We start from the raw sequence: 18,853 nt of genomic DNA on the forward strand, positions 1-18,853 counted from the left end.
CGTTGATTTCAGGCCCAGGCCATCCAGGCCATCCAGACGGCCATCAGGACCATCATCACGTTCTCGGTCAGGGACAGGAAGCCCAGCGGCACGTTGCTGTCGCCGCCGACGCAGGCGCACTTCAGCTCGCGCTTCTGGATATAGACGGCCTTGAACACCGACCAGCCGCCGATCAGCCCGACGAAGGCGGCCGCAGGCGCAGATAGCCACGTCAGCACCCCCGCGACCATCAGCACGCCCGCGCCCAACTCCACGAACGGATAGACGTAGGCATAAGGGACCCAGCGCCGCGCCAGCACGTCATACCCCAGGAACATGGTGGCGAACCCGTCCAGATCCCGCAGCTTCAGCATCGCCAGGGCGCACATGGAGAAGGCGATGAACCACTCGGGCGTCCGCATCGTCAGCAGCGTCCCAGCGGCGTAACTGGCGGCGACGGCCATCAGCGCTGCGACCGCGAAGACGACAAGCACGGGCGTATAGGTCTTGCGGTTCGGATCCCTGACGGGCTTGCCCAGGAAGCGCCGCAGGTCGTCATAGCCGCCGATCCTTGCGTCTTCGACGAAGGTCTGGGGCGTGGTCTTCACCCCGTGTTCGGCCTTGAAGGCGTCGGTCTCTTCGCGCGTGGTCAGCCAGCGGTCGTCGACGACATAGCCCTGGCTCTTCAGCAGATGTTTCGCCCGAAGTCCCCAGGGGCAGACGTGTTTTTCCATCACCATGCGATAGAGGACGGCGGTCTTTTCGGCGGCCATGACGGCGCTCCTTCGGCTTTGCGTACAACGCGACCGACCCTATCTGGGGTGCGGACCATGGTACGGAGTCAAGGGATGATCACGACTGTCGAGAACTGGACGATCGCCGGCCTGGCGCGCGCCGGGGGCGTCGGCGTCGAGACGGTGCGCTACTACCAACGACGCGGCCTGATGCCTACGCCGGACGGGGCTGGCGGGGTTCGTCGCTACGACAAGACCGACGTGCGACGCCTGCGCTTCATCCGCACCGCCCAGGGCGCAGGCTTCACCCTGGAGCAGATCGGCGAACTGTTGGCGCTGGACGCCGGTTACGATCACGAGCGGGCCAGAGACCTGGCCCAGGCGCGGATCGCCGACCTGGACGCCAAGATCGCCGAGCTTCAAAAGGCGCGCGCGTCCTTGCAGACGCTGGCCCAGCGATGCGGCGCCGCCAGAACCGGTCCTTGCCCGATTCTGACGGCGTTCGAGGAGGGATGACGCCGCCTCAGTGCGCGCCGTTCAGACGCTCGAACATCGCCTCATAACCGTTCGCCTCCGCAAACCGCAGCGGCTTGACCCGTTCGACCAGGATCTCGCCGCGCGGGGTGTCGCCGCGTTCGATCAGGCCGATCACCTCGGCGGTATAGTCGGCCAGCGGCATGGAGTTGGGGTTCTCCGCATGGCCCGGCATCAGGTCGGTGGCGACGGCGGGTGGGGCTAGTTCCAGCACCTCGACCGAGGTGTCGGCCAGCTGATGCCGCAGGGACTGGGTCCAGGAATGGATCGCCGCCTTGGTGGCGTTATAGGTCGGGGTCGCCGCCAGCGGGATGAAGGCCAGGCCGGAGGTTACGGTGATCACCGTGGACGCGTTTTGCGCCCGCAGATGCGGCAGAAGCGCCGCCGTCAGGCGGATCGGGCCCAGAAGGTTCGTCGTGATGGTCGTCTCCACCACGTCCAGATCGAACGGTTCGGCCCTCAGGTCTTCGGTCAGCATGATGCCGGCGTTGTTGATGACCACGTTCAGGGCGGGGTGATCGCGCACGACCTGGGTGGCGAAGGCGCGGATCGCGGCCGGATCGGCGACGTCCAGCGCGGCCCAGGCCATGCCCGGATTGGCCTCGACCACCGCCTTCAGCGCGGCCTCGCGGCGGCCGGTGACGATCACTTGGTTCCCGCGCGCATGCAGCGCATCGGCCAGGGCGCGGCCGATGCCGGAGCCGCCGCCGGTGATCAGTATGGTGTTGCCGGTGATGTTCATGGGTGTCTCTCCTGACGGGGGTGCGTCGTTGCGTCAGACGAGGTATGCCTGACGCTCTCCATTGGAAAGTAGGCACCGAAAGCCGCCATACTTACCCGAGCGAAAGATTTGGACATGACGGCCGTTCCCCCCGCAAGAATCGCCCACCCCGAGACAGGCGAATACGCCGATCCGCGCGTCGAGGCCCTGGTCAACGACGTGATCGGCCGGGTGGCGGACAAGTGGACCATGCTGATCCTGGAGGTCCTGGCCGAACACGGCGAACAGCGCTTCACCCGCGTCGGCGAGCTGGTCGGCGGCATCAGCCAGAAGATGCTGACCCAGACCCTGCGTCAGATGGAGCGCGACGGCCTGGTGATCCGCACCGTCCATCCGGTCATCCCGCCCAAGGTCGAATACCGCCTGACGGACCTGGGCGTCACCCTGGCCGAAGCCTTCTGCGGCGTCTGGACCTGGGCCGAAAGGAACATCGACCGCATCGAGACGGCGCGGGCCGAGTTCGATGGGCGAGGTAAATAATCCCGCTCATCCCTGCACCTTCTCCGTGATGAAGTGCCGGCCTTGCTTGTCCTCGATCTCGACGACCCACAGGTCCGGGTCATACCCGCGCTGTCTGGCGATGTAGGCGTCCAGTTCGCTTTCACTTTCGTTTGTCACCGGCTGGATCCACAGGCGGTCGCCGTCGGTTCCGAAGGCCTCGGTGAACAGGCGCGCGGTGCGGGTCGAGGTGTCGTAGGCCTTGACGATGACCGAGCCGGCGCGGTCGTCGCCCTTCTTGATCACGGTGGCGTATGCGCCCTCGATCTGGGCGCGGCGGATCAGGGCGCTGACCCACAGGTCGCTGGAAAGAAGCAATTCGCTAACCCTGCTCGAACACGGAACCCCAACCCTGGCGGGCTAGGGTGGCGGCATGAGGATAGGCCTTTCCCCCCGGCGGACCCAAGCCCTGATATCGGCCGTGCTGATCGCCGCGACCCCCGTGGTCGCGTTCGCCGCGCCGCAGGACCGGTTCTATGAGCGCAGCTTCGTGCTGGCCGCCAACGACCGCTGCGGCCTGTTCGAACCGCAGCTGACCGCCGCCCTGACCGCCGCCGCCTATCAGGCGCGGGGCGCGGCTCTGCGTGCGGGCGCCAACGACCGGCAGTTGGCCGAGACGGCGCAGCGGGCGCGGGCGCGGGCGGGATCGACGCCGTGCGGTTCGGCCGATTTGAAGACGGTCAGCGGCCGGGTCCAGACCGCCTTTTCCGGCTGGTCGCGCGTGACCAAGATGGAGTTTCCCGGCGAGCGCCGGCGCTGGAGCGCGGACCGCGCCGCCTATGCCCGCCCGACTTGGCGGCTGATGCAGGCGACCGTGACCGGCGCTTCGCCCGTGCGGTTCGGGGTGGTGGGCGGCATGGACCGGCCGGATCAACTGGCGGCCGTCGTCTCCTGGCAGGGTCGGTCGCGTCCGACCGGGGTGCGGGTGGTGATGCGCGACCACACGGTGGCGCCGCGTCCGTGGCTGGCGCACGACCTGCCGCCGGTGGCGCAGCGTCGCGCCTTCTGGGCCGCCGGGGTGACCAGCGCCGACGCCATGCTGCTGTCCGAAGGTCGCCCGGCCGGTCAGGCCTGGCTGTTTCCCGCCGGGGCCGCCGACGCCCTGTCGGCGCTGGACCCGCGCGAGGTCTTCACCGTCGAATTCCTGTTCCGCGACGGCAGCATCGCCCGCTCCACCTTCGAGGCCGGGGATTTTGCGGCGGGCCGGGCATTCCTGGCGATGGGGCAGGTTTAGGTTTCGGTTGTCGACATTCGTCTGACGTGCATCTTTCTGCTCATGCGCCAAGTGTTGTCAGTCGCCGCCGTCGTCGCTTTGGCCTCAGCCTGTTCAGGAGAAGAGCCGTCACGACCGGCTGTGATGGTTTTTGTTCAAAAGGACTTCGATCGCACCTACGCTTGGGATCTAGCGCCCGCGACTTGGGCGGATACGCCAACTCTGGTGATCGCCGAGAGAGACAGTCTTTACCCGAGAGTCCCTGACGTTGAAGTGTTGCTGTCATGCGAAGCTGACGGAAGTTTGCAGGTATGGGGCGACGCCTACAGATTTGCCACCGATGTAGGCGCACCTCCGCATTTGATGCCGATGTTTGGGCTTCGAAGCCGGGATTTGTCGCTCTTAGCTGAGCCGATATGGGAACATGGGCACTACGGTAAGTCGGCGCATTATGTCCTGCATCCATCGGAAACCCAGCTTCGTCAGTTGCTTCGCGGGCCGTGGTTCGAAGTTAGCGAAGTCTATGCTGATGGCAGCGGAGCGACCCGATATCCGCCCCCGCCGAGCGACCTAGCGAATACCTTCATCGAACGATGTCAAACGCTGGATAAAGTCGGATGAAAAGCGAGGTCTCGGGGCCGTCTAGGCCTCGACTGTAGCCGGTGTCGCTTCGGAGACAACCTCGCCTGCTTCCACCACCATTACCGGCAACCGGATCATCACCGCTGCGCCTTCGCCCAGTGTACTGTCGATGGTCATGCGGCCGCCGTGCAGTTCGGTCAGGGAGCGGACCAGGGACAGACCCAGGCCGGTGCCCTGGGCCTTCTGGTCGGCGCCGCCGGCCTGTTCGAAGGGACGGCCCAGGCGTTTGAGGTCTTGCGGCGCGATGCCGACGCCGGTGTCGGACACGGCGAGGTCCAGGTCGGCGCCGTCCGCGTCCAGGGTGATGGTGACCGATCCGCCGGCGGGGGTGAACTTGACCGCATTGGACAGCAGGTTCAGCGCCATTTGCTTCAGGGCGCGGGCGTCGGCCCGGACCTTGACCGGCTCGGACGGCAGGACGGCGGCGAGGTCCACGCCCTTGTCGTCGGCCTGGAGCCGGACCAGGGCGACGGCGGCGGACACGGCGTCGCGGGCGTCGAAGGCCTCCATGACCAGCTGGTAGCGTTCGGCCTCGATCTTGGACAGGTCCAGCACGTCGTTGATCAGGTCCAGCAGGTGGCCGCCCGCCTGGTGGATGGCGTCGGCGTATCCGGCGTAGCGTTCGGGCAGGGGGCCGAACAGCTTCTGGCGCATGATGTCGGCGAACCCGATCACGGCGTTCAGGGGGGTGCGCAGCTCGTGGCTCATGTTCGCCAGGAAGCGGGTCTTGCCGGCGGACTGGGCCTCGGCCTCGACGCGGGCGGTCTCCAGCCCCAGCTCGCGGGCGAACTGGGCCGTGCCGTCGAAGGCCTGGGCGATCAGGCGGGGCCGGTCGCCGTCGTTGTGGAACGGCCCCAGGATCATGACCACGCGCCGGTCCAGGGCGATGCGCGGGGTGAACTGGACCTCGACCTGTTGGCCCGACAGGGCGCGGGCAAGCGCGGCGGACACGGCCGGGCGGTCGGGCGCATGGACGGCCGAGATCAGGCCCTGTTCGCTGAGCGCCAGCACTGACAGGGCGGGCGGCGGATTGCCCCAGGTCGCCACGGCCCGGCCGGACGGATCGAGCAACAGGGTCAGGGCCGGCTGGTCTTCCAGCAGGGCGGCGATGCGGGCGGCCTCGTCCTCGGCGTCGGCTAAACGCCGCTGGCGCTCGCTCCAGGTCAGGCGCATGGCGGCGATGATGGCGCCCATGGCCAGCAGGCCGGACACAGTCGCCAGCAGCGGGGCTTGCGCCTCCGGCCCGTTCAGCCAGGTCGAGATCAGGCCCGACAGCAGCGGCAGGATGACCGCGAAGGCGCCCAGCCGTGTCAGTCGGTCGGCGCCTGTCGTGCCATGATCGAGGGCGATCCCGGCGGCCAGAGGCATGAGGATCAGCCCCGGCAAGGCCCCGGTCGCGCCGCCCGTCAGCCCGGCCGAGGCGGTCGCGGCCAGCAGCCAGCCGGCCATGGTCGCGAACCGCAGGCTTGCGGTGTCGCGCACCATCAGCACCACGCCGAAGATGCCGGGGAAGGCCATGATCAGCAGGGCCGCCAGAGGCGCGTCCTTCAACCCGTCCAGCATCTGGGCCGCTAGGGCCGTCAGGCTGATCGCCACGGCCCAGATGGCGTGCCACAGGGCGACCAGAGGCGCGCCACTTTGCTCGTGGGGGCGTCGGTCGTCCTGGGGTCTGGGGTCAGCGTCGGTTTTCAAGCAGCAGGCCGTTGTTCTATCTGCATCCAGACTAGTCCCCGCCTTGAGTTGGAGCGAGGCCGCTCCCCCGTAAGGCGAACCCCATCGCGGCGTTCACCATGAATATCGGGGGACAAAACGGCCGGTTGTCGTTAACGGCCCGGCGGCCTATCTGGCGGGCCATGAGCGCGCGCACCCCTACGACCGAGACGCCCCCGACCGAAAGCATTGACCAGACCCTGGCCGAACTGGCCGAGGACTTCGACCTGCTGGGCGATTGGGAACAGCGGATCGAATATGTGATCGAACTGGGCAAGGGGCTGGCCCCGCTGGATGACGCCGGGCGGATCGAGGCCAACAAGGTGCCGGGGTGCGCGGCCCAGGTCTGGCTGGCGACGACGCCGGCGGACGGGCGGCTGTGGTTCGCGGCCGACAGCGACAGCGCCCTGTCCAAGGGCAATATCGCCCTGCTGCTCAAACTCTATTCCGGGCGCACCCCGGCCGAGATCCTGGCCTTCGACGCCCGCGCGGCGCTGGATCGGCTGGGCCTGCCGTCGGCCCTGACGCGTCAGCGCGCCAATGGTCTGAACAGCATGGTCGGGCGTATCCGCGAAGCCGCGCTGGCGTAACGGCCTTGCCACCGACGGCCTGACGACCCACCATCGCGGCGGTTTGGACAAGGGACGCGGAATGGACCTGCTGAAGATCCTGCGCAGTTTCGAGGAGTTTCTCTTCGAAGCGGTCAGCTGGCTGGTCTTTTATCCCCTGACCCTGTGGCGGATCGTGCGCGGGCCGCTGGCGGCGATGGACTATTCGGACCGCGAGCAGGGCGACAGCGAGGAGCATCGTTACGACGACGCGCTCAGCCCGCCGCTGTTCCTGCTGGCCACCATCGTCCTGGCCAATCTGCTCTCTCTGGCCCTGCACGTGCCGCCGCCGCCCGAAACTTCAACGGTGACCAGAACCCTGTTTGCGTCGCAGCAGAACCTGGTCCTGTTCCGCTCCCTGGCCTTCAGCCTGATCCCCTTGGTCGCCGCCGTGACCCTGCTGCGCCACCAGAAGAAGCGGATCAGCCGCGAGACTTTGCGCGCGCCCTTCTATGCGCAATGCTATCTGGCGGCCGTCTGCGCCGCCTTCACATCGACCGGCAACATCGTCTTCCAGAGGCCGGAGGTTTCCAACGCCTTGGGCGCCGCCATCATGCTGGGCGGCGCCGCCTGGTTCCTGTTCGTCCAGGCGCACTGGTTCGCGCGGCGGCTGAACGTCTCCATGCGCAAGGGCGCCGCCATTGCGGTCTGGGCCGCCGCCCGGGCGGTGATCTATCTGTTCGCGATCCTGACCCCGATCACCCTGATCTGAGGCCTCAGAAGGGATCCATCGAGCGCACGTCGCCCGAGGCAGAGACGGTGCAGCGCGAGCGGTACGATCCCGTCGCCATCGTCAGCTCGAAATCGCCCCGCCCCAGGTCACGCACGCCGATCGGCACGCTGGAGCCATAGGGGCGGTTCTGGAACTCGTCGGCGCGACGCGAGCAGGCCTGGCGCGCCGCATAGGGCGCGTTCTGCATCCAGCCGCTGTTGGCGTGGCGGCGGTTCTGGCCCTCGTCTTCGCCGGCCAGGAAGCCTTCGTGATAGCCCTCGGTCTCGTGGTTGGCGTCATAGTCCGCGCCGTGCAGGGCGGCCTCGTAGCCACGCTGATATTCCCGGTCGTGATCGCCATCGGCGTCGCGGTGGTGGCTGTTGTGGGCGGCGATGGCGGCGGCCAGGCCTACGATGGCGACCCCTGCCGCGATGGCCGTCGCATTTGAGCTGTTCGAGCCGCCCGAGCCGCACTCGCTACGGCCCGCCTGATTGATCGAGGCGTAGCGGCCATCGCGCGTCATGATCGACACGCAGTCGTTCCCGTTGCGCCAATAGGTCATGCGGCCGTCGCCGACGACCTCGGACCGATCCGTAGCCTCATAGCCGCGACTGTTCAGTTCCCCCTCGGCCTGACCGGCGCGTGCGCCGACCAAGTCTCTGAGCGCCGAGGGCGTCTGGGCCGCCGCCGGCAGCGCGGTCGCCAGCATCAGGGTGGACAGGGCGCAGGCCAGGGGGCGGGACATGGGGAGATCTCTATGTGTCAGGACAATGGAGGAACGATGCCACAGCCCTATTGGTTTCGAAAATCCTAGTTACGCTTAAGAAGCGATTTTTCGGGTGCAACTGGCGCCCATTCACAGGGACGCGCGCCGGAAGGTTTCACCATCGAACGTCAGGCTGTCGGGCGTGTCGAACTGGATCGTCTGGCCCTGGAACGGCACGAGTTCGACCCGCAGCGCGTCCGGTTCGCCCATCGGGTCGGCTGTGGCGGACAGGACGCCGATGGCGGCGGTGGGGCGACCGGCGTCGAGGCCGATCCGCATGACGCCCAAGGCTTCGCTTTCATAGGTTCCGACATAGGTATGCATCGGACGCGACAGGGACCAAGGGCGCGCCGCGCGTTCGGCCTTTGCCCGCGCCACGGCCTGGCGTCGACCGTCGCGACGCGCGACGAGGGCGTCCAGTTCGGCGTCATAGGCCGCTTCCAGATCGGAGCGGTCCTTGAGCCGGTCATAGGCGTAGTTGGCGATCACGTCGGCGATGTCGCCCCCGAATAGATCCTCGTTGACCAGGACCGCCACCCCGATGCGGCGATCCGGCATGAAGGAGACGTGGGCGCGGGATCCGGCGAAGTTGCCGAAATGGTGGATCAGCCGGTCGTCGCCATACCAGCCAGTCTGCCAGCCTAAGCCGTAGCCATCGCGGCGGTAGGGGCCGAATTGGGCGTCCTGGACGACCAGCGGCCGGTGGGTCGAGGTGACGAGGGCCGGCCCGAAGGCCGTCGTCGGGTCTGGGCCGCCGATCTGGATCGCCAGCCATCGGGCCATGTCGTTCGCGGTGGACACCAGGCCGCCCGCCGACTGCATGGTCTGATCCGCCTTCTGGAGCGGGCTGACGACGGGGGCGCCCGGCCGATCCGCAAAATGCCCAACCGTCATCGCCCCCCGTTTGCGCGCATCCGAGATCCAGGCGGTGGTCTGCATCATCCCCGCCGGGATCAGGACCTCGTCGCGCACCATCAGTCGCCAGTCGCGGCCGAAGCGGCGTTCCAGCAGGGTGGTGGCCAGATTGTAGCCGGCGTTGGAATAGCCGAACACGCCCTGCGGCGCATCCGTCCGCGCGGCCGTGCGGGCCAGCAAGGTCTGCATCAAGGCTGGGGAATGGTCTCCGGAATAGGCGGCGCGGAAGGCGATGGGATCATTGTCCACGCCTGACCGATGGCTGAGCAGGTCGGACAGGGTCACGGCGGCGGCGATGTCGGCGGGCAGGGGCGTATCGCCGATCCAGTCCGCCAGCGGCGCGTCCAGAACGACCTCGCCCCGAACCGCCATCTTCGCGATCGCCAGGGCGGTGAAGGACTTGGTGGCCGAGGCGATATAGAAGGCGGTGTCGGCGTCCACCCGTAGCCCGGTGCGGACATCGGCGACGCCATGACCGCCGGCGATCACCATGCCGTCAGCGTCCACGACCGTCAGTGCCAGACCCGGCGCGGTTCCCACCCGCCGCATCGCCTTGCCGACGAAACGGTCGATGTCCTCGGCCGCGCCTTGACGCGAACCGGCCGGACGGGCCATGGCGCGGCCGGCGTGCAGCGTCGAGCCGCCCAGGATCGACGCGGAAAACGCGCCCGCGAGCAGGCGGCGGCGGTTGGGTGCGGTGGACCACGCGCGGCGATCAGCGGTCATGACGAAAACTCCCCTTCGCCGCCAAGAGGCTCTCGGTCGTTGGGTCGGATGCGGCGCGGCGCAAAAACAGGGTGCAATCTGTGCACTTCGTCTCAAATCACCCGATCCCGTAATGATCCGCCAGCGCCTGCAGCGCCTGTTTCAGCACCGTCTTGCCCTGGCGGCGGCGCAGGCCCAGGCCGGTTTCCGCCAGCTGGAGGCTGTCGCCGTGGATGCAGATGCGGGTCAGGATGGGGCGCAGGCGGGGGCCGACGGCGGCGAGCGCGCCCTCGACCCGGCGAGCGGCCGACAGGGCGCGGTCGGTCGGTTCCATCCGGGCGGCGGACCCGCCGCCGGTGTGGGGTAGGGCGTCCCAGCGCATCGTGACCGACGGTCCCTTCATCGCCTGTTCCGCCTCGCGACGCAGCCGCTCGCCGGCGGCGGCCTCGGCTGCGCTCAGCCAGGGACGGCCCGAGGCGTCCTTGCGCCGCGCCAGCCAGGCGATGGGGCTTTCGCCCAGGTTGGCGCGGTGGCGCACCAGCCGGCCGTCGGCCTGGATCAGGTCGCGCTCGCCCGCGACGAAGCCGGGGCGGCCGGGAGGAGGGGGCGCGGTTTCGTCCGCCGTCGTTCGCGCGATCCAGCCGCCGCCCGGTCTGGCGCGCAGACCCGGCTGGTCGACCAGGGCGCGGAACTCGGCCTCGGTCAGGGTCAGGCTGATGCGGCTGCGGCGATCCGCCGACAGGCGCAGCGCATAGACGCCTCCACTCCCCGGGCCGTCGGCGCCCAGCCAGGCGCCGGGGCGGGCCATCAGGCCGCGCGCGCGTTCCAGCAGCCGGCTCATTGGACCAGGTCCAGGCGCGGGGTCTGGTACAGGCCCTGGATACAGGTCTCCAGCTCGTTCAGCAGGTCGTCAACGGGACGCCGCTCGCGCTCGTCCTCGACCCAGCGGCAGGCGGTCCCGACGCTGGCGCGATTGACGCCGAAGACGTGGCTGACCCGCTCCAGCGTCCAGCCGAAGGCGACGTGCGACAGATACATGGCCAGCCAGCGGGGGCGGGCGGTGCGCGGGTTCATGCGGCCCCCGCCGATCATCTGCGATGGCTGCGCGCCCGTGCGCGCCGCGACCAGATGGATGGCCAGGCCCGCCTTGACCCGGTCCTCCTCGCTGACCGGCACCCTGTAGTCCTCCATGGCGAAACCCTCCCGCTCTCGAAATCGATGACGACAGCATAGAGGGCCGCCGACCTTGAGATAGGAATAAAGTCCTACTGCACGTCAAAACCGGACGTGACGCCTTGCCCGCCTTGAGGTTGTGCCGGCGACGATGTGGTCGATGTCGGCTGATGGAGGGGGAGAGGCGACCAGCCTGCGGGGCGTCGGCCGGCGCAACATGGTTAATAAATTTCGAATCGTTGACTCCGGCCACTCGACGGCGATTCGCAAATCAGCCTAGATTCGACTCAATCGGATGGCGTTAACCCTTCTTAAGGTTTTCACGTCTTAACTTGCGAACAAGGTTACCCGGACGTTTGTCAGGGTGGTTACCGCAAAGCTTTTGCCTGGAGGGGCACGTATGCGCGTCCTGTTGATTGAAGACGATCACGCAACCGCCCAAAGCATCGAACTGATGCTGAAGTCGGAAGGCTTCAACGTCTATACGACGGACCTGGGCGAAGAAGGCATCGATCTGGGCAAGATCTATGACTACGATCTCATTCTTCTCGACCTGAACCTGCCGGACATGAGCGGCCTGGAAGTCCTGCGCCAGCTGCGCGTCGGCAAGGTCAACACCCCGGTCATGATCCTGTCGGGCAGCCACGAGATCGAGACCAAGGTCAAGACCTTCGGCGGCGGCGCCGACGACTACATGACCAAGCCCTTCCACAAGGACGAGCTGATCGCGCGCACCCACGCCGTGGTCCGTCGCTCCAAGGGTCACGCCCAGGCGATCATCCACACCGGCGAGATCGCCGTGAACCTGGACGCCAAGACGGTCGAGGTGAACGGTCACCGCGTCCACCTGACGGGCAAGGAATACCAGATGCTGGAGCTGCTCTCGCTCCGCAAGGGCACGACCCTGACCAAGGAAATGTTCCTGAACCACCTGTACGGCGGCATGGACGAGCCCGAGCTGAAGATCATCGACGTCTTCATCTGCAAGCTGCGCAAGAAGCTGGCCACCGCCGCCGACGGCAAACACTACATCGAAACCGTCTGGGGCCGCGGCTATGTGCTGCGCGATCCGTCCGAGGGCATCGTCACCGTCGCCGCCTGATCGGTCTTCGATCCGCCGATTTCGAAACGCCCGCCGGCGACGGCGGGCGTTTTGCGTTTCGGCCTCTGCACTAAACTGGCGACGATATTTCTGCGTTCAAGAATGGGCAGGCGGGTTTTTCTGCGCATCATGCGAAGCCCTGAAACACTGGAGGGCGACCCATGGAACGCGGCTATTTTCACGGCACGAAGGCCGATCTGAAGACGGGCGACCTGATCGCCGCCGGTTACGCCTCCAACTTCGGGGCCGGCAAAACGAACCCGTGGGTCTATCTGGCAGGAACGCTGGAGGCTGCGATCTGGGGCGCAGAGCTGGCGCAAGGCGAGGGGCGCGAGCGCCTCTATGTCGTCGTCCCGACCGGCGAGATCATCGACGACCCCAATCTGACCGACAAGAAATTCCCCGGCAACCCGACCCAGTCCTACCGCTCGCGCGATCCCTTGCGGATCGTGGGCGAGGTGGTCGGCTGGCAGGGTCATCCGGCCGAACAGCTGGCTGCCATGCGGGCCATGGTCGCGAAGACGAAGGCCGAGGGGGTCGAGGCCATCGACTGAGACGGCGTCGGCGCGCGAACGCCGGCGCATCCTCCGATCCTTACTGCCTCTTGGCCGGCATATTGCGGCCGCCCTGGTGCAGGACCAGCCCGTCGACGGCGCCGGCCGTGTCGCGGGTGAAGGTGATCTGGGCGTCGACGGAGATGAGGAAGAAAGCGTCCTCGGCCTCCGCCATCAGTTCGAAGGCCGGCTGTCCCGTGGCCTGGGCCATCAGCTTGCCGTCCACGTCCGAGACGGTCAGGGCGAAGGTCGGCGACAGGGCGTAGACGCCTTCGTAAGCCTGCAACGCCTGGGGCGAGAGCGCGACGGCCTTGCGCTCGCTGGCCAGGGTGACGGTTCCGCCGCGCGCCAGGGTGACCAGGGCGGCGCCCAGCTTGTCCGGCGCCTCGCCGTTCAGATTGCCCAGGACGATGACGGCGGTTCGGTCGCCCGGATCATAGGCCATATAGGTGTTGAAGCCCTCGATGGCGCCATTGTGCCAGACCAGCTTTTTGCCGTCGGTCTGGGTGACCAGCAGACCCATGGCGTAGTCGTTGTGGACGGGGGTGGTCAGGGCGGTCATCGACTGGGGGTTAAGCACCCGGCCGCCGAACAGGCCCTGCTCCCATTTCAGCAGGTCGTGGGTGGTCGAATACAGGGCGCCGGCCCCGGTCGGAATGCTCATGTCCACATAGTCGGCGTTGACGACGCCGTCGGCGCTCGGCGCATAGCCGGAGGCGCGACGGGGCAGGATGGCACCGTGGCGATCATAGCCGCTGTCGGTCATGCCCAGGGGGGCGAACAGATTGGCGGTGACGAAGTCGGCGTAGCTTTGGCCGCTCGCCGCCTCGATGATGGCGCTCAACAGGATGTAGCCCGAGTTGGAATAGGCGAAACGTGCGCCGGGCGCGAAGTCCAGCGGCCGTCCGATGAACCGGGCGATCAGCTCGGCCGTGGTCGCTGGCTGCGTCTTCAACGCCTCATAGTCGTCGAAGGCGGTGAAGTTGGGGACGCCCGCCGTGTGGCTGAGCAGATGGCGCACCGTCATTGCTTCCCAGGCGGCCGGCGCCTGGGGCAGCCAGGTCTTGATCGGCGCATCCAGATCGACCTTGCCCTGCTGGTTCAGGATCATGATCGCGACGGCGGTGAACTGTTTGGTCAGCGAGCCGAGCCGGAATTTGGTGTCGCCGTCGTTGGGGATGTTCCATTCGCGATTGGCCAGGCCGTAGCCCTGATCCAGCAGGATGCGCCCATCGCGCGCGATCAGGACGGCGCCGGAAAAGGCGTCGGCCTCGCTGGAGGCGCGGACCACCTGATCCATGCGAGCCACGTCCTGGGCCGCGACGGGGCCGACCGCAAACGCCAGCGCGCTGAAGGCGACCAGCAGGACCGCGCTGCGACGACGGGCGGGAAGGAACTGGGGCAAGGGCGGTCTCCTGGAGCGTCACCGTGACGCTTTCAGAAAGAGGCGTCGAGCGGATGTTCTGGATGCAGGCCTGGCGGATTTCTTCACGCCGGGGTCTTGAACCCCGCCGCCAGGGCCGCCGCCATCGGATTGGGGCGGCCGAAGCTGTCGAAGGGCAGGGGCTTGTCCCGGCCGTCATCCTTGTCGCCCTGACGATACCAGCTGTCGGTGTCGCGCAGGCCCCAGACGGTGAAGGCGAACTGCTGGGCCCTGGGCAGGGCCGCGAAGGCCGAGGCCAGTTCGGTGACGCGCGCGCCCTGGGCGGCGAGGCGGTCGGCCTGGCTGCGCATATCCAGCCGGTTCTCGGTGCGCAGGGTGCAGTCCAGTTCGGAGACATGGATCGGCAGGCCGAACTGGGCGACCTCGCGCATATAGGCGGCGATGACGCCTTCGGGGATGTCGATCCACAGGTGGGACTGCAGGCCCAGCCCCTGTAGCGGGCAGCCAGCCTTCAGCAGGCGCTCGACCAGTTTCAGGAACTGCGCGCCCTTGGCCGGCACGCTTTCCTGATTGTATTCGTTCAGGAACAGGACCGCCTCGGGATCCGCGATCCGGGCCTTTTCGAAGGCGCGCAGGATATAGCCGTCCTGACCGTAACGGGCGCTCCAGTGGCAGTCGCGCATGGCCGAACCGTCGTCCAGGATCGGCTCGTTGACCACGTCCCAGCTGCGGACCTTGCCGCGATAACGACCGGCGACCGTGGCGATATAACCGTCGAAGGCGCGGTCGAAGGCGGCGTTATCCAGGTCCGCGAAGGCCTCCTTGCCCTGCGCGTACCAGATCAGGGTGTGGCCGTGCATCGCCATGCCCTGGGCCTGGGCGAAGGCGGCGATGCGGTCGGTGCGGTCGAAGTTCGGATGGTCCAGGCCATTGGCCAGGATGTATTCCATCTTCATCTCCCACTCGGGCGTGAGCTGGGAGACGTTGGCGCGGGCGAGGGCGACCCAGTCGGGGTCGTCGATCTGCATCGCCTTGATCGCCGTGCCGAAGGGGGCGGGCGAGATGGATTTCAAGGGGGGGACGTTCGGCGGCGTCGGCTCGGCCGAGGCGAAGCGGTCGCAGGCGGCGAGGGCGATGGGGGCGGCGAGGACGGTGCGGCGGCTGAAGCCCTTCTCCCCTCGGGGGAGAAGGTGGCTCGCGGAGCGAGACGGATGAGGGGGCTGTGTGGTCATCCCTGATCTCTCATCTTGAGGTCGGCGCCCCCTCATCCGAGCCCTTCGGGCCCACCTTCTCCCTCGAGGGGAGAAGGGTAGTCATTCAGACCGCACGTTTCCGCAGGCCCAGTTCGTCGAAGGCTGCGGTTTCGCGTTTGGCGATGGCGACCAACTGGCTGAGGCGGGTGGTCTCGGCGACGTGTTCGAACTTCTTCAGCTCTTCGAAGGCGCCGGTCAGGGCGTCGCGGGCGCCGGCTTCCTCGGCGTCCAGCACGGTCAGGTCGCCCTCGGCAGACGCCTTGCGGGACTTCCAGCCGTTCAGATAGGCGCCCAGCATCATGCCGGCTTCGGCGTCCATGCGGGCGCGGTTGCGTTCGCCCTCGGCCTCGGCGTCCAGGACGGCGATGCGGATCTCGGCGTTGGCGCGGCGTTCGGTGATCTCGGCTAAGCGCTTCTGCAGCGTCTCGACCTCGTAGTTGGAGATGCGGATCAGGGATTGGGCCCAAGCGGTCATTTCGTCGTCACTCTCTGATCATGCCTTGATTGAGGATGTCCTCTAGCCGGGTAAAGGAATCGGAAAGACGGGTGTGGTCGTCCTTGTCCTGTCCCAGGAAATCTTCCAGCGCGGGGTTCAGCGCGATGGCGCGGTCCACGATGGGGTCGGCGCCGGTGCGATAGGCGCCGATCTTGATCAGCTCTTCCATGTTCGCATAGGCCGACAGGCACTGGCGGGCGCGCTTGTTCAACTCGCGCTCGGGCGGGGTCTGGCAGGCGGGCATGGTGCGGCTGACGGACTTCAGCACGTCGATGGCGGGGAAGCGCCCGCGCTCGGCGATCTTGCGGTCCATGACGATGTGTCCGTCCAGAATACCGCGCACGGCGTCGGCGATCGGCTCGTCATGATCGCCGCCGTCCACCAGCACCGTGAACAGGGCGGTGATGGGCGCCGCCGTCGTGCCGTCGGGCCGGACTGGACCCGGCCCCGCCCGCTCCAGCAGCTTCGGCAGTTCGGTGAAGACGGTGGGGGTATAGCCCTTGGTCGTCGGCGGTTCGCCGGCGGCGAGACCGATCTCGCGCTGGGCCATGGCAAACCGGGTGACGCTGTCCATCAGGCACAGCACCTCCAGGTCCTGGTCGCGCAGATATTCGGCGATGGCCATGGTCATATAGGCCGACTGGCGGCGTTTCAGGGCCGGCTCGTCCGAGGTGGCGACCACGACGACGGCGCGTTTCAGCCCCTCTTCGCCCAGGGTCTCTTCCACGAACTCGCGCACCTCGCGGCCGCGTTCGCCGATCAGGCCGACCACGACGGCGTCGCAGGTCGCCTGTTTGGCCAGCATCGACAGCAACACCGACTTGCCCACGCCCGAACCGGCGAAGATGCCCAGGCGCTGGCCCCGGCAGGTGGTGGTGAAGACGTCCATGGCCCGCACGCCCAGGTCCAGACGCTCGCCCACCCGGCCGCGCGAATGGGCGGGCGGGGGCGGGGCGCGCAAGGGGTAGGGGGCAGGACCCTGGGGCAATGGACCCTTGCCGTCGATGGGCTGGCCGAAGGCGTCGATGATGCGGCCCAGCCAGGCGGTGGTCGGGCGCACGCTGGCGGCCTGGTCGATGATGCGGATGTCGGCGCCGGGGGCCACGCCCTCGACCGGGCCGAACGGCATCAGCAGGGCCTTGGAATCGCGGAAACCGACGACCTCGGCCGGTAGGGGGGAATGGCCGCGTCGGCTGATCTCGGCGCGGGCGCCGACGGCGAGGCGCGACAGGCCGCCGCGCGACTCGATCAGCAGGCCCGACACGCCCGCGACCTTGCCGGTCACGACCAGCGGATCGATCGCTTCGACGGCGGCGACGAGATTGCGCAAAAACAGACCCCAGGAACAGGCGTCCAGAGATGCGCCATCGTGGTTAACGACCGATGAAGCGGAGCGGTTTGGGCGAGCTTACGGTCAAGTTTCTAAGTATTTTTACGGGCTTAGGTGCGAAACACTTCGGAAACGAATTAGGGGGCTAATGATGCAACCCCAACGCGTATCGCGCTGGGCAGGGGGGATGAGGCATGTTTGCGAAACGGCGCCTTGAACAGTTGCGGACACGCGACCGCTTGGCCGACCTGGACGGCAAGATGGTCGCCATCGGCCGGTCGCAGGCGGTGATCGAGTTCAACCTGGACGGCACCATCATCGACGCCAACCAGAACCTGCTGACCACGATGGGCTACAGTCTGGAAGAGATCCGGGGCGCGCATCACCGCCAGTTCATGGACCCGGTCGAGGCCGCTTCGCCCGACTACGCCGCCTTCTGGCGCGAGTTGAACGCCGGGCAGTTCCTGGCGCGCAAGTTCAGGCGTCTGGCCAAGGGCGGACGCGAGGTCTGGCTCCAGGCCTCCTACAATCCGGTGTTCGGTCCCGACGGGCGGCCGACCAAGGTCATCAAACTGGCCATCGACATCACGGCCGAGGAACAGGAGGCCGCCCGCCGCGAGACGCAGCGGCTCGAGGCGGAACAGGCGCAGAACCTGCTGGTCGAAGCCCTGGCCGGCGCCCTGGCGCGGTTGTCGGCCGGCGACCTGACCGCGCGGATCGATGCGCCGGTGCAGGGCGCCCATATCCGGGTGCGCGATGATTACAACGCCGCCGTCGAAAGCCTGCGCCAGACCCTTGGCCAGGCGCTGCAAGCCGTCGCGGGCCTGAGGGGCGGGGTGGGCGAAATCTCCAGCGCGTCCGACGACCTGTCGCGCCGCACCGAACAGCAGGCCGCCAGCCTGGAAGAGACGGCGGCGGCTCTGGATCAGATCACCGCCACAGTGAAACGCAGCGCGGACGGCGCCAAACAGGCGTCATCGGCCGCGGTGGGCGCACGGGCCGAGGCCGACCGCTCGGGCGATGTGGTGCGCCAGGCCATCGCCGCCATGGACGGCATCAAGCGCAGCTCGACCCAGATCAGCGACATCATCGGGGTGATCGACGAGATCGCCTTCCAGACCAATCTGCTGGCGCTTAACGCCGGGGTCGAGGCGGCGCGGGCGGGCGAGGCGGGGCGAGGTTTTGCGGTGGTCGCGTCCGAAGTGCGCGCCCTGGCCCAGCGCTCGGCGGAGGCGGCGAAGCAGATCAAGACCCTGATCACCACCTCGGGCCAGGAGGTGGCGCAAGGGGTGCAACTGGTCAACGAGACCGGGTCTGCCCTGTCGGCCATCGCGGTCAAGGTCGCGGAAATGGACGCCCTGATCAGCGAGATCGCGGCCTCGGCCCAGGAACAGGCGACGGGCCTGAGCCAGGTCAACAGCGCCGTGAACCAGATGGATCAGGTCACTCAACAGAACGCGGCGATGGTCGAGGAAACCACGGCGGCCGCCATGAGCCTGAAGACCGAGACCGAGCAACTGGCCCAGCTGGTCGAGCGGTTCGACACGGGCGAGGCGCCGGTTCAAACGCGGGTCCACGACCTGTCGGGCTCCGGCCCCGTCCCCCTGGCCCGCGAACGCGCCCGCATCCGCGCCTATGCCGGCGGGGGCTCGACCGCCGCGCCGACACAGGACTGGGAAGAGTTCTAGGGCGCGCCCTTCGCCCCCCTCCATTCCCGTCATCCTCGCCCTTGTGGCGAGAATCCAGACTCCCGGTGGGTCCCCA

At 67.6% G+C, this 18,853-nt stretch carries 20 protein-coding genes; 8 read left to right on the top strand and 12 right to left on the bottom strand.

Features of this window, described 5'->3' with window-relative positions:
• Positions 1-8: 8 nt before the first annotated feature.
• Positions 9-752: a MauE/DoxX family redox-associated membrane protein gene (locus ACZZZD_RS13645; RefSeq protein ID WP_463435699.1), complete on the bottom strand. Its 744-nt coding sequence runs from the start codon at positions 750-752 to the stop codon at positions 9-11.
• Positions 753-827: 75 nt separating this feature from the next.
• On the opposite strand from ACZZZD_RS13645, the gene ACZZZD_RS13650 reads away from it, so the two are divergent.
• A complete protein-coding gene (locus ACZZZD_RS13650) occupies positions 828-1,229 on the top strand; it encodes a MerR family transcriptional regulator (protein WP_463435700.1) in 402 nt (133 codons plus the stop codon).
• A gap of 7 nt (positions 1,230-1,236) precedes the next feature.
• Here the strand turns inward: ACZZZD_RS13650 and ACZZZD_RS13655 are convergent, their stop codons facing one another.
• Positions 1,237-1,989: an SDR family oxidoreductase gene (locus ACZZZD_RS13655; protein ID WP_463435701.1), complete on the bottom strand. Its 753-nt coding sequence runs from the start codon at positions 1,987-1,989 to the stop codon at positions 1,237-1,239.
• A 114-nt stretch (positions 1,990-2,103) separates the two neighbouring features.
• Here ACZZZD_RS13655 and ACZZZD_RS13660 point away from each other — a divergent pair, with 114 nt between their 5' ends.
• Positions 2,104-2,508, top strand: a complete 405-nt coding sequence (locus ACZZZD_RS13660; protein ID WP_463435702.1) for a winged helix-turn-helix transcriptional regulator — start codon at positions 2,104-2,106, stop codon at positions 2,506-2,508.
• 6 nt (positions 2,509-2,514) lie between these two features.
• Here the strand turns inward: ACZZZD_RS13660 and ACZZZD_RS13665 are convergent, their stop codons facing one another.
• Positions 2,515-2,844 (bottom strand): DUF1491 family protein, encoded by a 330-nt coding sequence (locus tag ACZZZD_RS13665; RefSeq protein ID WP_463435703.1) that lies wholly within the window; start codon positions 2,842-2,844, stop codon positions 2,515-2,517.
• A gap of 55 nt (positions 2,845-2,899) precedes the next feature.
• Here ACZZZD_RS13665 and ACZZZD_RS13670 point away from each other — a divergent pair, with 55 nt between their 5' ends.
• The gene (locus tag ACZZZD_RS13670) at positions 2,900-3,760 is read left to right on the top strand and encodes a hypothetical protein (protein WP_463435704.1); all 861 of its coding nucleotides are present in this window, start codon (positions 2,900-2,902) and stop codon (positions 3,758-3,760) included.
• 621 nt (positions 3,761-4,381) lie between these two features.
• On the opposite strand, the gene ACZZZD_RS13675 is transcribed toward ACZZZD_RS13670, so the two are convergent.
• The gene (locus ACZZZD_RS13675) at positions 4,382-6,073 is read right to left on the bottom strand and encodes a sensor histidine kinase (RefSeq protein WP_463435705.1); all 1,692 of its coding nucleotides are present in this window, start codon (positions 6,071-6,073) and stop codon (positions 4,382-4,384) included.
• A gap of 161 nt (positions 6,074-6,234) precedes the next feature.
• Between ACZZZD_RS13675 and ACZZZD_RS13680 the strand changes: the two genes are divergently transcribed.
• Together ACZZZD_RS13680 and ACZZZD_RS13685 are read left to right on the top strand one after the other, a co-directional pair.
• Positions 6,235-6,681: a SufE family protein gene (locus ACZZZD_RS13680; RefSeq protein WP_463435706.1), complete on the top strand. Its 447-nt coding sequence runs from the start codon at positions 6,235-6,237 to the stop codon at positions 6,679-6,681.
• A 61-nt stretch (positions 6,682-6,742) separates the two neighbouring features.
• A complete protein-coding gene (locus tag ACZZZD_RS13685; protein WP_463435707.1) occupies positions 6,743-7,411 on the top strand; it encodes a hypothetical protein in 669 nt (222 codons plus the stop codon).
• A gap of 4 nt (positions 7,412-7,415) precedes the next feature.
• Here ACZZZD_RS13685 and ACZZZD_RS13690 read toward each other — a convergent pair whose 3' ends face one another.
• The 4 genes from ACZZZD_RS13690 to ACZZZD_RS13705 form a co-directional block, all read right to left on the bottom strand.
• Positions 7,416-8,156: a hypothetical protein gene (locus tag ACZZZD_RS13690; protein ID WP_463435708.1), complete on the bottom strand. Its 741-nt coding sequence runs from the start codon at positions 8,154-8,156 to the stop codon at positions 7,416-7,418.
• A gap of 111 nt (positions 8,157-8,267) precedes the next feature.
• Entirely contained in the window at positions 8,268-9,818 is a 1,551-nt protein-coding gene (locus ACZZZD_RS13695; RefSeq protein WP_463435709.1) for a serine hydrolase domain-containing protein, read from the bottom strand.
• A gap of 97 nt (positions 9,819-9,915) precedes the next feature.
• On the bottom strand, positions 9,916-10,638 hold the full coding sequence (locus ACZZZD_RS13700) for a DUF6456 domain-containing protein (RefSeq protein ID WP_463435710.1): 723 nt from the start codon (positions 10,636-10,638) through the stop codon (positions 9,916-9,918).
• Complete coding sequence (locus tag ACZZZD_RS13705) at positions 10,635-10,988, bottom strand: chromosomal replication initiator DnaA (RefSeq protein ID WP_463435711.1); 354 nt, start codon at positions 10,986-10,988, stop codon at positions 10,635-10,637. The genes ACZZZD_RS13700 and ACZZZD_RS13705 overlap by 4 nt, the downstream gene beginning before the upstream one ends.
• Positions 10,989-11,370: 382 nt before the next feature.
• Here ACZZZD_RS13705 and ctrA point away from each other — a divergent pair, with 382 nt between their 5' ends.
• On the top strand, positions 11,371-12,072 hold the full coding sequence (gene ctrA, locus ACZZZD_RS13710; RefSeq protein WP_463435712.1) for a response regulator transcription factor CtrA: 702 nt from the start codon (positions 11,371-11,373) through the stop codon (positions 12,070-12,072).
• Positions 12,073-12,233: 161 nt separating this feature from the next.
• On the top strand, positions 12,234-12,626 hold the full coding sequence (gene arr / locus ACZZZD_RS13715; RefSeq protein ID WP_463435713.1) for an NAD(+)--rifampin ADP-ribosyltransferase: 393 nt from the start codon (positions 12,234-12,236) through the stop codon (positions 12,624-12,626).
• Between the two features lie 40 nt (positions 12,627-12,666).
• Here arr and ACZZZD_RS13720 read toward each other — a convergent pair whose 3' ends face one another.
• From ACZZZD_RS13720 to fliI, 4 genes are all read right to left on the bottom strand, one after another.
• A complete protein-coding gene (locus tag ACZZZD_RS13720; RefSeq protein ID WP_463435714.1) occupies positions 12,667-14,031 on the bottom strand; it encodes a serine hydrolase in 1,365 nt (454 codons plus the stop codon).
• Positions 14,032-14,114: 83 nt separating this feature from the next.
• Positions 14,115-15,242: an endo-1,4-beta-xylanase gene (locus ACZZZD_RS13725; RefSeq protein ID WP_463435715.1), complete on the bottom strand. Its 1,128-nt coding sequence runs from the start codon at positions 15,240-15,242 to the stop codon at positions 14,115-14,117.
• Between the two features lie 85 nt (positions 15,243-15,327).
• Complete coding sequence (locus ACZZZD_RS13730; RefSeq protein WP_463435716.1) at positions 15,328-15,738, bottom strand: flagellar export protein FliJ; 411 nt, start codon at positions 15,736-15,738, stop codon at positions 15,328-15,330.
• A 7-nt stretch (positions 15,739-15,745) separates the two neighbouring features.
• Positions 15,746-17,089 carry a flagellar protein export ATPase FliI gene (fliI, locus tag ACZZZD_RS13735; protein ID WP_463435717.1) on the bottom strand — a complete coding sequence of 448 codons (1,344 nt, stop codon included), beginning with the start codon at positions 17,087-17,089 and terminating at the stop codon, positions 15,746-15,748.
• 194 nt (positions 17,090-17,283) lie between these two features.
• On the opposite strand from fliI, the gene ACZZZD_RS13740 reads away from it, so the two are divergent.
• Positions 17,284-18,777 carry a methyl-accepting chemotaxis protein gene (locus ACZZZD_RS13740; protein WP_463435718.1) on the top strand — a complete coding sequence of 498 codons (1,494 nt, stop codon included), beginning with the start codon at positions 17,284-17,286 and terminating at the stop codon, positions 18,775-18,777.
• The last annotated feature ends 76 nt before the right edge of the window (positions 18,778-18,853 follow it).

It is taken from the genome of Brevundimonas sp. AC546, from assembly GCF_979258305.1.